Origin of the sequence: Pseudomonas hamedanensis (assembly GCF_014268595.2) — a bacterium.
GTDB lineage: Bacteria > Pseudomonadota > Gammaproteobacteria > Pseudomonadales > Pseudomonadaceae > Aquipseudomonas > Aquipseudomonas hamedanensis.
Genome location: NZ_CP077091.1, coordinates 4893169 through 4907979 on the forward strand (window position 1 = coordinate 4893169; position 14811 = coordinate 4907979).

Sequence of the window (14811 nt, forward strand, 5' to 3'; positions counted from 1 at the left end):
TGATCCTTCATGTTTCTTGTTGTTTTCTTTGTAGGAGTGAGCCTGCTCGCGAAAGCGGTGGTTCAGTACCAACGGTGTCGCGTGACACGCCGCCATCGCGAGCAGGCTCACTCCTACAAGGGCTGTGTGTGTCAGCTGGCTTTTTTGTCGGCCATGACTTTCGGGTAAAACCGTTTGATCGCCAGATCGGCGTTGTCGATCAACGTCATGCACGCCCACACGCCGCGGGTCGAATCCCGGGCGGCGATGGCGTCGGCCATGTCTTTGTGGATCGGCAAGGTGCGGCGCAGTTCATCGGGGTCGGCGGCGGACACTTCGAATGACACCGCCAGCAGCGCGCCCAGGGCCGGCACCATTTGCTCGATGAATTGATTATGGCTGGCGGCCAGAATGCATTCGTGAAAGACCTGGTCGGCGCGGTTGTAATCGCTGCCACTGTCGACGGCCCGTTCAAGGGCGTTATAGGCCAATTGCACCGCTTCGATCTGCTCCGGCGTGGCACGTTCGCAAGCCCAGCGCACTGCCATCGGTTCGATGGTGCGGCGTAAATCCAGCAAGTCATCGACGAAATTTTCCGGCAAGCCGTTGCGTGACAGCCAGCCGACGACTTGCGGATCAAACAGGTTCCAGCGCCGCACCGGCAGCACCCGCGTGCCAACTTTCGGCCCGACTTCGAGCAGGCCTTTGGCGACGAGGGTTTTGATCGCTTCGCGAATGACCGTGCGGCTGACGCCCAGTTGCTCGCCCAGATCTGCCTCGACTTTGATGGTCTGACCCGGTTTGACCTGGCCGGCGGCAATCCAGCTGCCAAGCCAGTCGACCGTCGACGCATGAAAGCTGCTGGACATGGACACCTCAAGGCAGATCGCGATGGGTGCCTACGCTAATCATCATATGAATAACAGTCAATCAGGATTTTCAGCTGAAACACAAAACAAATGTAGGAGTGAGCCTGCTCGCGATAGCGGTGTACCAGTCAAAGCAAATGTCGACTGTCATACCGCTATCGCGAGCAGGCTCACTCCTACAAGGGAATTTATGTCAGGGTTCCAGACCGATGCGAAAGAACTCGCCGCCGCTCCACACGCCAAGCCAGCGCTGGCCCTCGATCTCACGGCTCACCGACAGTTCCACCAACTGGTAAAACACATTACGGTGAATCAGTGCTTCGAGGTTGGTGCGCACATGCACATAAGGCGCGGGTTCCTGGGTCTGCGGATCGATCTCGACCCGGATCGGATGCTCAGGCCCCGCTTCGGTGGTTTCGTCGACGTTGGTGGTAAAACGCAAAACCTGCGCCTCGCCCTCGCCCTCCACCTCCACGGCAATCGCCACGAAGGGCGCGTCATCGACCTTGATCCCGACTTTCTCGACTGGCGTGATCAGAAAGTAATCATCACCGTCGCGACGGATGATCGTGGAGAACAACTTGACCATCGGCTTGCGTCCGATCGGCGTGCCCAGGTAATACCAGGTGCCGTCGCGCGCAATGCGCATGTCAATGTCGCCACAGAAATCCGGGTTCCACAAATGCACCGGCGGCAAGCCTTTGGTTTTCGGGATCTGTCCCAACAGGTCATTGGCTTTTTGCGGGCCACTCATGGCGTACTCCTGTGTTTACTGGTTGCCGATCCCCAGCAGACTGCGCGCATATTGCGTCAGCGGCGGGCCGATCAGGTCCTCGGGTTTGTTGTCGTGGAACGTCAGTAAACCGCCACGACTTTTGATCCGTGCAGTATCAATCAAATACTGGGTGCTGGTCTCGATCAACATGATCTGAATCACCCCGCCGTCGATGCCGAGACGATCCACGGCCTCCTCATCCAGCCACTCGTCGGAGTTGCCGATGCGGTCGTCAGCCCTGGCGAAACGCGTGTACAGCAGGTAATGCGCGCCGGCATCGCGGGCTTCGCCCATGGCCTGGTCGAGGCCTTCCGGCGCACGGGCGCGGCGGACCATCGGGAAGTATTCGATAAAGCCCTTGAAGGCTTCTTCAGCGACCACGTTCGGCCGAGGATAAGAACCACCCGGCGGGGCAAAAGCACCCTGGGCGATGTAGATGAACGAGTCCGGCTGAATGCGGAAATTGTTCACGCGCCGGCTGTCGCTGTGGTCCAGCAACCCTGCATCGCTCATCTGGTCGCGAGTGCCTTCGGCCATATCGCTGACAGTCATACAGCCGCCAAGCGCCAAAACGGCCAGCAGCAAAACCAGGCTACGCATCCTATTCCTCCAAAGGCCGGTGACGGAAAACCGGCGAATGGCCATTGAATGCAGCTTTTGCGCCAGCTCGCAGGAATGTGCAGGTATCGAATCTGAAATGCTTTATTTGTGGCGAGGGCGCTTGCTCCCGCTCGGCGGCGCAGCTGACGTAAAACCGCGCGCTGCGGTGCGCGAACAGGTCTGTTGGGGGATTGATTTGGGGGTCGCTTCGCAACCCAGCGGGAGCAAGCTCCCTCGCCACATCAGCCGCCGATAATCTTCATGACAGTAGCGCCGCCAGAGAACGCCACCTCCTGTTTGTCTCCCAACGCTTTCATCAGCAAACGCTGCAACGCCGGCAATGCCTCATGGCGCGGCTTGTCGAGCAGGTCGCCGACATAGTGGCGGTTGCTCGACGACAGGCAACCGTGCAGCCAGCCGGTCGAAGACAGGCGCAACCGCGAGCAGGTTCTGCAGAACGGCACGCTTTCGTTGGCGATCACGCCGAAGTTGCCGCGTCCCGCAATCGCATACCGCACCGCCGTGGCATCGACTGGCGCGTCAGTTTGCGCATACTCGTAGCGCTCGCCGATCAGCGTCAGCAATTGCTGCAGGCTGACGAACTGTTGCAGGAACGCGTTGGCATCTTTGGCCAAGTGGCCCATGCGCATCAGCTCGATGAAACGCAATTCGAACCCGCGCTCCAGGCAGTAATCAAGCAACGGCAGCACCTGATCAAGGTTCTGCCCACTCAGCGGCACCATGTTGACTTTGATTTTCATGCCTGCCGCCGCAGCCTGCTCCATGCCGTCGAGCACGCTCGCCAGGTCGCCGCCGCGGGCGATGCTGCGGAAGGCGGCGGGGTCGAGAGTATCGAGGGACACGTTGATCCGGCGCAGACCGGCGTCCACCAGCAGCGGGAGCTTTTTCGTGAGGAGTTGACCGTTGGTGGTCAGGCTGATGTCGTCCAGGCCCATCTGGCCGATGGCGCTCATGAAGGATTCGAGCTTGGGGCTGACCAGTGGCTCGCCACCGGTGATGCGCAGGCGTTCGATGCCGGCGGCTTCGATCAGGTACGCCACGCCACGCGCCATGGCGTCGGCCGACAATTCGTCCTGCGCCGCGACCAGTCGCTTGCCGTTGGGCACGCAGTAGGTGCAGGCGTAATTGCAGGCAGAGGTCAGGCTGATCCGCAAATTGCGAAAACGCCTGCCTTGACGGTCAACGATCATGAGCACTCCGGCAATAGAATTTCGAGCCGCTAAAACTTGACTCACAAATCAAGTTTTAGCAAGCCCTATGCCTGAGTATATTCCTGCGGTATTGCGCCCAATAGCGAAATAACGGCGCAATCGAGCAACTGAATGACTCAACTGCTCGGCGTTTCCGGATCACGCTTGCGCTTGTTGCCCATGCGCACGCCGATGTCCATCAGGAACTGGAAGAAGCCTTCCTGATCTTCCAGCACATTGCTCCAGAACGGTGAGTGATACAGCGCAACTGCGCCGTGCACCAGCGCCCAGGCCGCGCAGTAATGGAAATACGGCGGCACGTCTTCCAGCTTGCCTTCGCTGATACGCCCCTTGATCAGCAGGGTCAGGCGTTCGAAGTTCGAGGCGCGGATCTTGTGCAGCTCCTCGACCATCTCCGGCACCTGATTGCCCTTGACCACCTTCTCTTCGAGACGGTCGAACAGGCGATAGCGCTGCGGGTCGCGCATGCGAAATTCGAAGTAGGCGCGCGACAGCGCCTCCTTGTCCTTGTCGACGTCGGCCGAATGCAACAGCTCATTCAGATCGCGCTCGTAGTCGAGCATCAGGCGCAGATAGATCTCCGCCTTGGATTTGAAGTGTTTGTAGATCGTGCCTTTGCCGATACCCACGGCATCAGCAATCATCTCGACGGTGACGCTGTCTTCACCTTGTTCGAGGAACAGCTTGAGCGCGGTATCGAGAATTTCTTGCTCGCGGCGACGAAACTCACGGACCTTACGAGGTTCTTTGTGCATAAGAAAAGGTCTGAAGGGTCAAAATCGAAGCCGCGTATTATGCCTAACTTGCGCAAAAATGCACGGATCATCCGACCATATCTGTGTTTGCTGTTCATTTTGAGAACGTTTCGGAGGGAATGAGAACTCAACTGAAGCGAACGTATTCCAAATTTGTTTAAAAACCCCGACCGGCTCACTGGACTGCACGCCAGACTGATCAATACTTGAACTGTCGGGCGGCATCTCCCCCAAGTGCCGCGCCGATAAAGGTACCAACGGACCGCGTGCCTTTGTTTTACTCCTAATGGTCTTAACCCGGATTCACCCCCCAGAACCCGGGTTTTTTTTGCCTGCGATTCAGCCAGCCGTCACGCGGCAGATCTAACACTGGCGAGCGGGAACAGGCGCTTGAAGTTTTCCGTGGTCTGCTCGGCAAAACGCTCGTAGTTCTCACCGCGCAGCATCGCCAGGAACTCAGCCACTTCGCGCACGTACTGCGGCAGGTTGGGCTTGCCGCGATACGGAATCGGCGCCAGATACGGCGAATCGGTTTCAACCAGCAGGCGATCGGCCGGAACCTTGCTCGCCACATCGCGCAGCGCGTCGGCGTTGCGGAAGGTGACAATGCCCGACAAGGAAATGTAATAGCCCATGTCCAACGCAGCCTTGGCCATGTCCCAGTCTTCGGTGAAGCAATGCAGCACGCCGGCTTGAGGCAGCGCCGCTTCGCGCAGCAGTTCGAGGGTGTCGGCACGGGCGCCGCGGGTGTGGATGATCACCGGTTTGCCGGTCTGTTGCGCCGCTTGCAGGTGCAGGCGGAACGACGCCTGTTGCAACTCGGCGGCCTCCGGCTCGTAGTGATAGTCCAGACCGGTTTCACCGATCGCCACTACTTTCGGGTGATCGAGTTCATGCAGCAGCCAGTCCAGCGCCGGAGCCGCGCCGGGCTGCACATCCAGCGGATGAACGCCAACGGAACAATCGACGTCGTCGTAACGCTCGGCGAGGGCTTTGACGTCGGCGGCGTTGTCGGCGCTTACACCGATACACAGAAAGTGCCCCACCCCGCGCGCGCGGGCGGCATCCAGTGCGGCTTCCAGCGAGCCGTCATGGGCGGTGAGGTCGAGGCGATCAAGGTGACAATGGGAATCTACGAGCATAAAAGGGCTGCAACTTACATCGTATGAGTGGGACGGTCGGACTTCATCGCTCCGGCCAGATGGGTTTCGATGCGACTGCGCGCGGTGTTGTCGCCATCGTTGAACTGTACGCCGACACCCGCCGCGCGATTGCCTTGTGCACCTTTGGGGGTGATCCAGGTGACTTTTCCGGCGACCGGAATTTTCTCTGCTTCATCCATCAGATGCAGCAGCATGAACACCTCGTCGCCCAACTTGTAGCTTTTGTTGGTCGGGATGAACAGGCCGCCATTCTTGATAAATGGCATATAAGCGGCGTAAAGCACGGCCTTGTCCTTGATGGTCAGGGACAAGATACCGTTACGCGGCCCGGGGCTGACGGATTCAATCATGTTGACCTCCACTGCTGACATTCAGAGTCTAGGTACACATTTCTATCTTTGACCAGGCAATCCCGCCCATTGCACCAACAATGCTTCGAGCAGCAGCGCCGGATTGAGATTGGCCTTGCTCAGGACTTTCTGGCGCTGGGCGAGAATCCAGTCCTGAATATCGAGCACTTTGCCCTGCGCACTTTTCTGCGCCAGATATTGCACGACCTTGCGCATATCGTTCAGGCCGAGGCCGGCTTCATCCTGTGTCAGTTGATAGCGCAGGATCAGGCTCGACCAGTCGCAGAACCAATCGAACAGGCGCAGCATCGGAATGTTTTTCCATTCTTCGGCCAGTTGCGTCGGCGATTGCTGCTGCTTGAGCAGCCTCTTGACGCCTTCGACCACTTGCGCGCGCTGTTCACGCACGCCCTGAGACTGGAGGGTGACTGCCATCAGGGGCGAGCCGGCCGCGAGTGTCAGCAATTCGACGCGCTCTTCTTCAGAGCAATCAGGAAGCGCCTGAGCCAGCCATTGCAGGCTCATCGCTTCGCCCGGTAGCGGACACGCCTGCTGTACGCAACGGCTCTTGATGGTCGGCAGCAGACGACTGGTCTGATGGCTGACCAGCAGCAGAACGGTATCGCCGGAAGGTTCTTCAAGACTTTTGAGCAAAGCGTTGGCGGCGTTGATATTCATCGACTCCATTGGCTCGATCAGCACCACCTTGCGCCCGCCGAGTTGTGCGGTCTGCACCACGAAACTGACCAGATCACGGACCTGATCAACCTTGATCGCCTTGTCGGCTTCTTCCGGTTCAAGGATGTAGTTGTCCGGGTGGCTGCCGGCCCTGAGCAACAGGCAGGATTTGCACTCACCGCACGCCTCGGGCGTCGGACGCTGACACAGCAGGCTGGCCATCAACCGCTCGGCGAGCGCGCGCTTGCCGATCCCGGCCGGACCGTGCAGCAAATACGCGTGGGCATGCTGACTGCGTCCGGCCAGTTGCTGCCAGAGGCTGGCCTGCCATGGGTAAGCCTCAGCCACGGGCCAGCTCCAGCAAGTTCGGCAGCAAGGTATCCAGCGATTGTTGCACCTTGGTCAATGGCTGACCGGCATCAATGCGCACATAGCGCGCAGGATCGGCTTCGGCACGCTTGAGAAACGCATTACGCACGCTCTCGAAAAACGCCCGGCCTTCCAGCTCGAAACGATCCAGCCGCCCCCGCGCACTGGCACGGGCCAGGCCGATTTCCACTGGCAGATCGAAAATCAGCGTCAGATCGGGACGCAAGTCGCCCTGTACGAAGGTTTCCAGCGTGGCAATGCGCTCCAGCGACAAACCGCGACCGCCGCCCTGATAAGCGTAGGTCGAGTCGGTAAAGCGATCACACAGAACCACGGCGCCACGGGCCAGCGCCGGGCGAATCACTTCTGCCAGATGCTGCGCACGTGCGGCGAAAACCAACAACAGCTCAGCGTCCGGGTTCATCACTTCATCGGCCGGTGCCAGCAACACCTCGCGAATCCGCTCGGCCAGCGGCGTGCCTCCGGGCTCGCGGGTCAGCACCACTTCGACACCCGCGGCGCGCAGGCGCTCGGCGAGGTATTCGCGATTGGTGCTCTTGCCGGCGCCTTCCGGGCCTTCCAGGGTAATAAACAAGCCAGTCACAGGCAGTCCTTAATCAAAGTCATTGCGCGTTTTGCGGGGCATCGGCTTCAGGTTCCGCGACCGGCGCAGGTGACTGCGGCGGCACTGGCGGCAGCGCTTCGGGCGCGGTGTTCGGCGAGGCCGCAGGAATCGCCTCATCGACTGCCGGAGCCGTTTGCGGCGTTGTCGCTGGCGCGGGGCTTGAACGGTAGTCGGCGCGGCGCTTCAGTTGGTATTCACGCACCGCGTTGTTATGCGCGTCGAGGTCGTCGGAAAACACATGGCTGCCATCGCCACGTGCGACGAAATACAGACTGGTGCCCGCCACCGGATTAAGCGCGGCGTGAATCGCTTCACGCCCGACCATTGCAATCGGTGTCGGCGGCAAACCGGGAATCACGTAAGTGTTGTACGGCGTCGGCTCTTTCAGGTGCGCGCGGGTCAGTTTGCCGGTGTAGCGATCGCCCAGACCGTAGATGACGGTCGGATCGGTCTGCAACTGCATGCCCAAGGCCATGCGCCGCACAAACACGCCAGCAATCTGACCGCGCTCCTGAGGTACACCGGTTTCCTTCTCAACCAGCGAGGCCATGATCAGCGCTTGATAGGGTTCGGTATAAGGCACATCGGCCGAACGTTGCTCCCATTCCCTGGCGAGCACTTCGTCGAGGCGATCGAAGGCTTTTTTCAGCAACTCGGCATCCGACATGCCCCGCACGAAACGATAGGTGTCAGGAAAGAACCGCCCCTCAGGAAACAAGCCCTTGTGGCCGATCTTCGCCATGACTTCGCTGTCGCTCAGACCGTTCAGAGTCTGAGTGAGCTTCTCATCCTTGGCCAAAGCGGCGCGTACTTGCTGAAAGTTCCAGCCTTCGACCAGAGTCAGGCTGTATTGCACGACGTCGCCACGCTTCCACGAGTCGATCAGACCGTTGACGGTCATGCCTGGCTGCATGCGGTATTCGCCGCTGTGGATCGGCGTGCCGGCAAGATTGAAGCGCCAGTACACCCGGAGCCAGAACGCGTCCCGGATGACGCCATCGGTTTCGAGCCCCAGAAAAGTCCGGGTCGGTGTAGAGCCTTTCGGCACATCCAGCAGTTCTTCCTGCGTGATGTTCAGGGGCTGTTCCAGTGCGGAATGAATCTTCCAGGCGCTGGCGCCCAACAGCAGCCCCGCCAGAACCAGTCCGGTTTCCAGCAGCAGCAATAGTTTACGTCTCACGAATCAAGCATCCAGTAGCGCGCGGGCAATGGTTTGCAGTTTACGGGTGAGCGGGCCAACCGGCCAGCTCAGTGCAGCGTAGGCGCGTACCGGCCAGACGCCATACACGCTGTTGCAGACAAACACCTCATCGGCCCATTGCAGCTGTTCCAGGCTGATATCGGCGATTTGGCTGGGAATTGCCAACGACTCGGCCTGAAACAATATTTCGCTGCGCATCACCCCGGCGACCCCGCAACGCTTCAAATCAGGCGTGATCAAGACACCGTCGCGCACCAGGAACAGATTGCTGAACACGCCTTCGATGACTCGCCCCGCCTGATCGAGCATCAAGCCTTCGGCGTGCTCGTCATCCTTCCATTCGGCACGGGCGAGAACCTGCTCCAGTCGATTCAGGTGCTTGAGCCCGGCGAGTAAAGGCTGCCTGGACAGGCGCGTATTGCACGGGAACAGACGAATGCCGGCTTCGCCGTGAACAGCGGGATACGCCGCAGGAGGGTTGCCTTGCAGAATACGCCGGCCCGGTGCCGCCGGATCGGGCGCATAGCCGCGCAAGCCGTCACCCCGCGTGAGGATAAGCTTGAGCACACCCGTGCCCATCGCTGCCGCATAGCAGAGCAGCTCGGCGCGGATCAGCTCGATGTCCGCAGCGATGGCCAGACGCGTGCAGCCATCGGCTAAACGCGCCAGGTGCCGACCCAGCAGGATCGGTTGGCCACCGTGCACGGCGATGGTCTCGAACAGACCGTCGCCGTAGGCCAGGCCGCGATCTTTCAGCGACAGACTGTCAGCCGGTTGACCGTCGACCCAGCAGTCCATCAGCCTGCAAACCGACGGAAGGCCAAGGTGCCGTTGGTGCCGCCGAACCCGAACGAGTTGGACAACACGACATCGATGTCCATGTTGCGTGCGGTGTGCGGCACAAAATCGAGATCGCAGCCTTCGCCCGGCTCATCAAGGTTGATGGTCGGCGGCGCGACCTGACCGTTGATTGCCAGCACACTGAAGATCGCCTCGACCGCGCCCGCTGCACCCAGAAGGTGACCGGTCATGGACTTGGTGGAGCTGACCGCCAGTTTGTAGGCGTGATCACCGAACACGGACTTGATTGCGTTGGCTTCGGCGAGGTCGCCAGCCGGGGTCGAAGTACCGTGAGCGTTGATGTATTGCACCTGATCGGCGTTGATCTTCGCATCGCGCAGCGCATTGGTGATGCAGCGTGCAGCCCCGGCGCCGTCGCAGGGCGGCGAGGTCATATGGTACGCATCGCCGCTGGTACCGAAGCCGATCAGCTCGGCGTAGATGGTCGCACCGCGCGCCCTGGCGTGCTCCAGCTCTTCAAGCACCAGCGCCCCGGCACCGTCGGACAGGACGAAACCGTCACGGTCCTTGTCCCAGGGACGGCTGGCGCGGGTCGGCTCGTCATTGCGGGTCGACAGCGCGCGGGACGCGCCAAAGCCGCCCATGCCCAGACCGCATGCAGCCATTTCGGCACCGCCGGCGATCATTACATCGGCTTCGTCGTACATGATGTTGCGCGCCGCCATGCCAATGCAGTGCGTACCGGTGGTACAGGCCGTGGCGATGGCGTAGTTGGGTCCCTGCACTTTCAGATGGATAGACAGGCAACCGGAAATCATATTGATGATCGAACCAGGCACGAAGAATGGCGAAATCTTGCGTGGGCCCGACTCATGCAGTGCGTGGCTGGTTTCTTCGATGTTGGTCAGGCCGCCGATACCCGAACCCATGGCGACGCCGATGCGCTCACGGTTGGCGTCAGTGACTTGCAGCCCGGCGTTGTTCATTGCCTGAACGCCTGCAGCGAGGCCGTACTGAATGAACAGGTCAAGCCTGCGCGCTTCCTTGACCGGCAGATATTCCTCGACATTGAAGCCCTTTACCGAACCGCCGAAGCGGGTGGAGTAGGCAGAAAGGTCGGTGTGTTCGATCAGACCAATGCCACTGCGGCCAGCCAGAATGCCCTGCCAACTGCTCAGCACAGTGGTGCCCAGTGGCGACAACATACCCATACCGGTGACTACGACGCGTCTACGCGACACAGCACTCTCCTTTTTCAGATGACGACTTTGCATCAGGCCTAAAGAAAAAACCGCACGCCATGATGGCAGTGCGGTTTTTCCATGACAGCGAGCAACGATTACAAACTATTACGCCTGGTGGGCAGTAACGTAGTCGATTGCAGCTTGTACAGTAGTGATCTTTTCAGCTTCTTCGTCAGGGATTTCGGTCTCGAATTCCTCTTCCAGAGCCATCACCAGCTCAACGGTGTCAAGGGAGTCGGCACCCAGGTCTTCTACGAAGGAAGCAGTGTTGACCACTTCTTCTTCTTTAACACCCAGTTGCTCGGCAACGATTTTCTTGACGCGCGATTCGATGTCGCTCATACCTTTTATCACTCCTAATGGACAAATTCAGGCAGCTGGCCAGTGGGTAAGTGTATAGAAAGACTTTTCAGCTTTTCAACTGAAAGCTTCACTCCTCAAACCCTGCGGCCCTCTGTCTATAAATAGATTGCAGCTTTATAACGGATTTTAGACAGCTCGTATGACATTTTTTTGAAGCAATCCGTCACATTTTACTTACATGTACATCCCACCGTTCACCGGAATTGTAGCCCCGGTAACGTATGCCGCACCGTCGGATGCAAGAAAAGCGACCACAGACGCGATCTCTTGAGCTTGCCCCAGACGACCCAGCGGAATCTGCGTCTGCAAGGCTTCACGCTGTGCTTCAGGCAGCTCGCGGGTCATATCGGTGTCGATGAACCCTGGGGTTACCGAGTTGACCGTAATCGAACGCGAACCGACTTCACGCGCCATCGCACGGCTGAAACCTTCCAGACCGGCCTTGGCGGCTGCATAGTTTACTTGGCCTGCGTTGCCCATGGCACCCACCACTGAGCCAATACTGATAATTCGACCCCAACGCGCCTTGGTCATGCCACGCAAAACGCCCTTGGACAGGCGATACAGACTGTTCAGATTGGTATCGATCACGTCGTACCATTCGTCGTCTTTCATGCGCATCATCAGGTTATCGCGGGTGATGCCGGCATTATTGACCAGAATCGCCACTGGCGCACCGAACTGCTCCTGAATGCCTGCCAGCACGGCGCTGACCGATTCGTCGCTGGTGACGTTGAGTTCGAAACCCGCGCCCTGGATACCGTTCTCCTTCAGGGTCGCGGCAATGCGCTCGGCGCCCGACGCGGAGGTCGCGGTGCCAATAACGATGGCGCCCTGGCGACCCAGTTCCAGTGCGATGGCCTGGCCGATACCGCGGCTTGCACCGGTGACCAGTGCAACTTTACCTTGCAGACTCATGCAAGTTTCTCCTGATTCAGGCCTGCGCTGCGCGAGCGGCAGCGAAGGCGTCTGGGGTATTGAGGTTGGAAGTCGCAACGCCTTCGGCGCAACGTTTGTTCAGGCCGGCGAGGACCTTGCCTGGGCCGCACTCGACCAGATTGGTCGCGCCCTTGGCCGCCAGAGTCTGTACCGACTCAACCCAGCGCACTGGCTTATACAGCTGTTCGAGCAGATCACGCTTGAGGGTGTCCAGATCGGCCGGCACTTGCGCGCTGACGTTCTGGACCACCGGAATTTGCGGCGCCTGCCAGTCGATGGCGGCAATGGATTCGGCGAAACGCTCGGCGGCCGGGCGCATCAGCTCGCAGTGCGACGGCACGCTGACCGGCAGCGGCATGGCGCGCTTGGCACCACGGGCCTTGCAGCCTTCGATGGCGCGCTCGACCGCAGCCTTGGCACCGGCAATCACGACCTGGCCTGGCGAGTTGAAGTTGACGGCGCTGACCACTTCACCTTGCGCCGCTTCGGCGCAAGCCGCGAGGACATCGGCATCTTCCAGACCGAGAATGGCGGCCATGCCACCCTGCCCGGCCGGAACCGCTTCCTGCATCAACTGGCCACGACGCTCGACGAGTTTGACCGCATCAGCGAGCGTCAGGCTGCCAGCCGCGACCAGCGCACTGTATTCGCCCAGGCTGTGACCGGCAACGAATGCCGGACGCGCGCCACCTTCAGCCAGCCACAGACGCCACAGGGCGATCGAGGCGGTCAGAATGGCCGGTTGGGTCTTGTCGGTTTGATTGAGCCGCTCTTCCGGGCCCTGCTGGGTCAGTGCCCACAGGTCGTAGCCCAGCGCAGCAGAGGCTTCTTGAAAGGTTTCGAGGATCAGCGGATGTTGCGCGCCCAGCTCGGCCAGCATGCCGAGGGACTGCGAACCCTGTCCTGGAAAGACGAATGCGAGGGAAGCAGACATGTAACAAGCCCCTAATGATCTTGTCGTCGGAAAATGACGCCCCGCGTGGGACGCAAGAAACTGACAGTTTGGATGGCCCTTTGAACCGGGCGGTCACATTTAAGCATTGTCCGACGAAAACGCCTAAGACAACAAATCCTCCAGACGACCGTGGAGGCGCTCGGGCAAGTTCTCCTGAATCTCGATCAACGCCCGGGAAATCGCGCTCTGAAAGCCCTGAACGCCGGCCGAACCGTGACTTTTCACGACGATGCCCTGCAAGCCGAGAAAGCTTGCGCCATTATGTCGCGCCGGGGCCAGATCAGCCTGCAGGCGCTTCATCAGCGGCAAGGCCAGGGCGCCGACGGCTCGGGAAGCGAGGTTGCGCTTGAACAGCGCTTCGATGCGCGCGGCGATCATCGTCGCCAGCCCCTCGCTGGACTTGAGCAGGATATTGCCGACAAAACCGTCGCACACCACGACATCTGCCTCGCCGCGATACAAACCATCACCTTCGATGAAGCCGATGTAGTTGATGCCACGAGCCGCCTGCAGCAGCGTTGCCGCCAGCTTGACCTGCTGATTGCCCTTGATGTCTTCGGTACCGATGTTCAGCAGTGCCACCCGCGGACGGGCAATGCCCAGCGTCTGCGCGGCCACCGAACCCATGACGGCGAACTGCAACAGTTGCTCGGCACTGCAATCGACGTTGGCGCCGAGATCGAGCAACTGGCAATAACCGGTCTGCGTCGGAATCGCGGCAACCATCGCCGGACGATCAATGCCTGGCAGCGTCTTCAGGACAAACCGCGACAATGCCATCAACGCGCCGGTATTGCCGGCACTGACACAGGCCTGCACCTTGCCGTCACGCAACAGCTCGAGGGCGACCCGCATCGACGAGTCCGGCTTGCCGCGCAGAGCCTGGGCAGGCTTTTCATCCATGGTGATGACTTCGCTGGCCGCAACAATCGTCAGGCGCGCGCGATCGGCAGCCGAATGGCCGGTAATCAGTTCTTCAAGAAGGGAGGGTTGACCGACGAGGGTCAGGTGCAGCGAGGGCGTAGCAGACAGGCAAGCGAGACTGGCCTGAACAATGCTGCGGGGACCGAAGTCCCCGCCCATTGCGTCAATCGCGATGACTTGAGCAGACAAGTGATTACTCGTCAGCGCCCTTGTCGATCACTTTACGGCCACGGTATACGCCTTCTGGCGATACGTGGTGACGCAGGTGAACTTCACCGGTGGTTTTTTCTACAGACAGGGTGCTAGCCTCGAGAGCGTCGTGCGAACGGCGCATGTCACGGGCAGAGCGGGATTTTTTGTTCTGCTGAACAGCCATAATTGATTAACTCCTAAACGTTTGGGTCACGCTTTAACTGCGCCAATACACTGAACGGGTTGGACCGCGTTACCTCGTCCTCGCTCGGTTCGGGCTCATCTGCTCCCGCCGGCTGCTGGCATTCTTCCGGATGATGAGCAGGCACAATGGGCAAGGCGAGCAGAAGCTCCTCCTCGATCAGTGACTGCAGATCCAATGGATCTTCGCCCAGTTCCAGCACGTCATAACCTTTCGGCAACGACTGGGTATTCGCACCCTCCTTCACCACCGCGTAACTGCATTCGCTGTGGATCGGCAGGGTGACCAGCTCAAGACAACGCTGGCAAACCATTTTGACTTCGGTGTCGATAAAACTGTGGATGACCACAGATTTACGTTCATCTCGTTCAAAAACGAATTTGGCCTGCACCGTACCGACATCGTCGGAAAGCGGGTCGCAGAGTCTCTTCAAATCGGCCAGCAGCAGTTCACCTTGAAGGGTGGTGCCACGATCAGCCAATTTGCGCGGGTCAACGTGAGGTGGAATCGGGTCATTCAACATAGGCGCAGCATTATAGGGATGCACCCACCCATGTCAAAGGAAATTGTGCCCTGTCCGTCACTTGCGTGCCTC

The 14811-nt window shown here is 59.7% G+C and carries 18 protein-coding genes; all 18 read right to left on the bottom strand.

From position 1 onward, the window contains the following. Window positions 1-131 precede the first annotated feature (131 nt). A complete protein-coding gene (locus HU739_RS21320; RefSeq protein WP_186546980.1) occupies window positions 132-848 on the bottom strand; it encodes a FadR/GntR family transcriptional regulator in 717 nt (238 codons plus the stop codon). A 193-nt stretch (window positions 849-1041) separates the two neighbouring features. Next, window positions 1042-1602, bottom strand: a complete 561-nt coding sequence (locus HU739_RS21325; protein ID WP_186546979.1) for a DUF1285 domain-containing protein — start codon at window positions 1600-1602, stop codon at window positions 1042-1044. Window positions 1603-1617: 15 nt separating this feature from the next. Further along, window positions 1618-2223 carry a DUF4823 domain-containing protein gene (locus tag HU739_RS21330; protein ID WP_186546978.1) on the bottom strand — a complete coding sequence of 202 codons (606 nt, stop codon included), beginning with the start codon at window positions 2221-2223 and terminating at the stop codon, window positions 1618-1620. A gap of 242 nt (window positions 2224-2465) precedes the next feature. Next, the gene (locus HU739_RS21335; protein ID WP_186546977.1) at window positions 2466-3434 is read right to left on the bottom strand and encodes a GTP 3',8-cyclase MoaA; all 969 of its coding nucleotides are present in this window, start codon (window positions 3432-3434) and stop codon (window positions 2466-2468) included. 137 nt (window positions 3435-3571) lie between these two features. Next, complete coding sequence (locus HU739_RS21340; RefSeq protein WP_090285183.1) at window positions 3572-4210, bottom strand: TetR/AcrR family transcriptional regulator; 639 nt, start codon at window positions 4208-4210, stop codon at window positions 3572-3574. Window positions 4211-4560: 350 nt separating this feature from the next. After that, a complete protein-coding gene (locus tag HU739_RS21345; RefSeq protein WP_186546976.1) occupies window positions 4561-5352 on the bottom strand; it encodes a TatD family hydrolase in 792 nt (263 codons plus the stop codon). A gap of 14 nt (window positions 5353-5366) precedes the next feature. Further along, a complete protein-coding gene (locus HU739_RS21350) occupies window positions 5367-5723 on the bottom strand; it encodes a PilZ domain-containing protein (RefSeq protein WP_186546975.1) in 357 nt (118 codons plus the stop codon). Window positions 5724-5765: 42 nt separating this feature from the next. Next, complete coding sequence (locus HU739_RS21355) at window positions 5766-6749, bottom strand: DNA polymerase III subunit delta' (RefSeq protein ID WP_186546974.1); 984 nt, start codon at window positions 6747-6749, stop codon at window positions 5766-5768. After that, window positions 6742-7374, bottom strand: a complete 633-nt coding sequence (gene tmk / locus HU739_RS21360; RefSeq protein WP_186546973.1) for a dTMP kinase — start codon at window positions 7372-7374, stop codon at window positions 6742-6744. Before tmk ends, HU739_RS21355 begins: the two co-directional genes overlap by 8 nt. A 19-nt stretch (window positions 7375-7393) precedes the next feature. Beyond that, window positions 7394-8575, bottom strand: a complete 1182-nt coding sequence (mltG, locus tag HU739_RS21365; RefSeq protein WP_186546972.1) for an endolytic transglycosylase MltG — start codon at window positions 8573-8575, stop codon at window positions 7394-7396. Window positions 8576-8578: 3 nt separating this feature from the next. Continuing rightward, window positions 8579-9394 (bottom strand): aminodeoxychorismate lyase, encoded by an 816-nt coding sequence (gene pabC / locus HU739_RS21370; RefSeq protein WP_186546971.1) that lies wholly within the window; start codon window positions 9392-9394, stop codon window positions 8579-8581. Further along, a complete protein-coding gene (gene fabF / locus HU739_RS21375; RefSeq protein ID WP_186546970.1) occupies window positions 9394-10638 on the bottom strand; it encodes a beta-ketoacyl-ACP synthase II in 1245 nt (414 codons plus the stop codon). The genes pabC and fabF overlap by 1 nt, the downstream gene beginning before the upstream one ends. 108 nt (window positions 10639-10746) lie before the next feature. Continuing rightward, window positions 10747-10983 (bottom strand): acyl carrier protein, encoded by a 237-nt coding sequence (gene acpP / locus HU739_RS21380; RefSeq protein ID WP_186546969.1) that lies wholly within the window; start codon window positions 10981-10983, stop codon window positions 10747-10749. Between the two features lie 195 nt (window positions 10984-11178). Continuing rightward, on the bottom strand, window positions 11179-11922 hold the full coding sequence (fabG, locus tag HU739_RS21385; RefSeq protein ID WP_034155354.1) for a 3-oxoacyl-ACP reductase FabG: 744 nt from the start codon (window positions 11920-11922) through the stop codon (window positions 11179-11181). A gap of 16 nt (window positions 11923-11938) precedes the next feature. Then, complete coding sequence (gene fabD / locus HU739_RS21390; protein WP_186546968.1) at window positions 11939-12877, bottom strand: ACP S-malonyltransferase; 939 nt, start codon at window positions 12875-12877, stop codon at window positions 11939-11941. Window positions 12878-13000: 123 nt separating this feature from the next. Next, complete coding sequence (gene plsX / locus HU739_RS21395; protein ID WP_186546967.1) at window positions 13001-14011, bottom strand: phosphate acyltransferase PlsX; 1011 nt, start codon at window positions 14009-14011, stop codon at window positions 13001-13003. 4 nt (window positions 14012-14015) lie between these two features. Then, window positions 14016-14198: a 50S ribosomal protein L32 gene (gene rpmF, locus HU739_RS21400; protein ID WP_003179396.1), complete on the bottom strand. Its 183-nt coding sequence runs from the start codon at window positions 14196-14198 to the stop codon at window positions 14016-14018. A gap of 13 nt (window positions 14199-14211) precedes the next feature. After that, complete coding sequence (locus tag HU739_RS21405; protein ID WP_003204262.1) at window positions 14212-14739, bottom strand: YceD family protein; 528 nt, start codon at window positions 14737-14739, stop codon at window positions 14212-14214. Window positions 14740-14811: the final 72 nt, after the last annotated feature.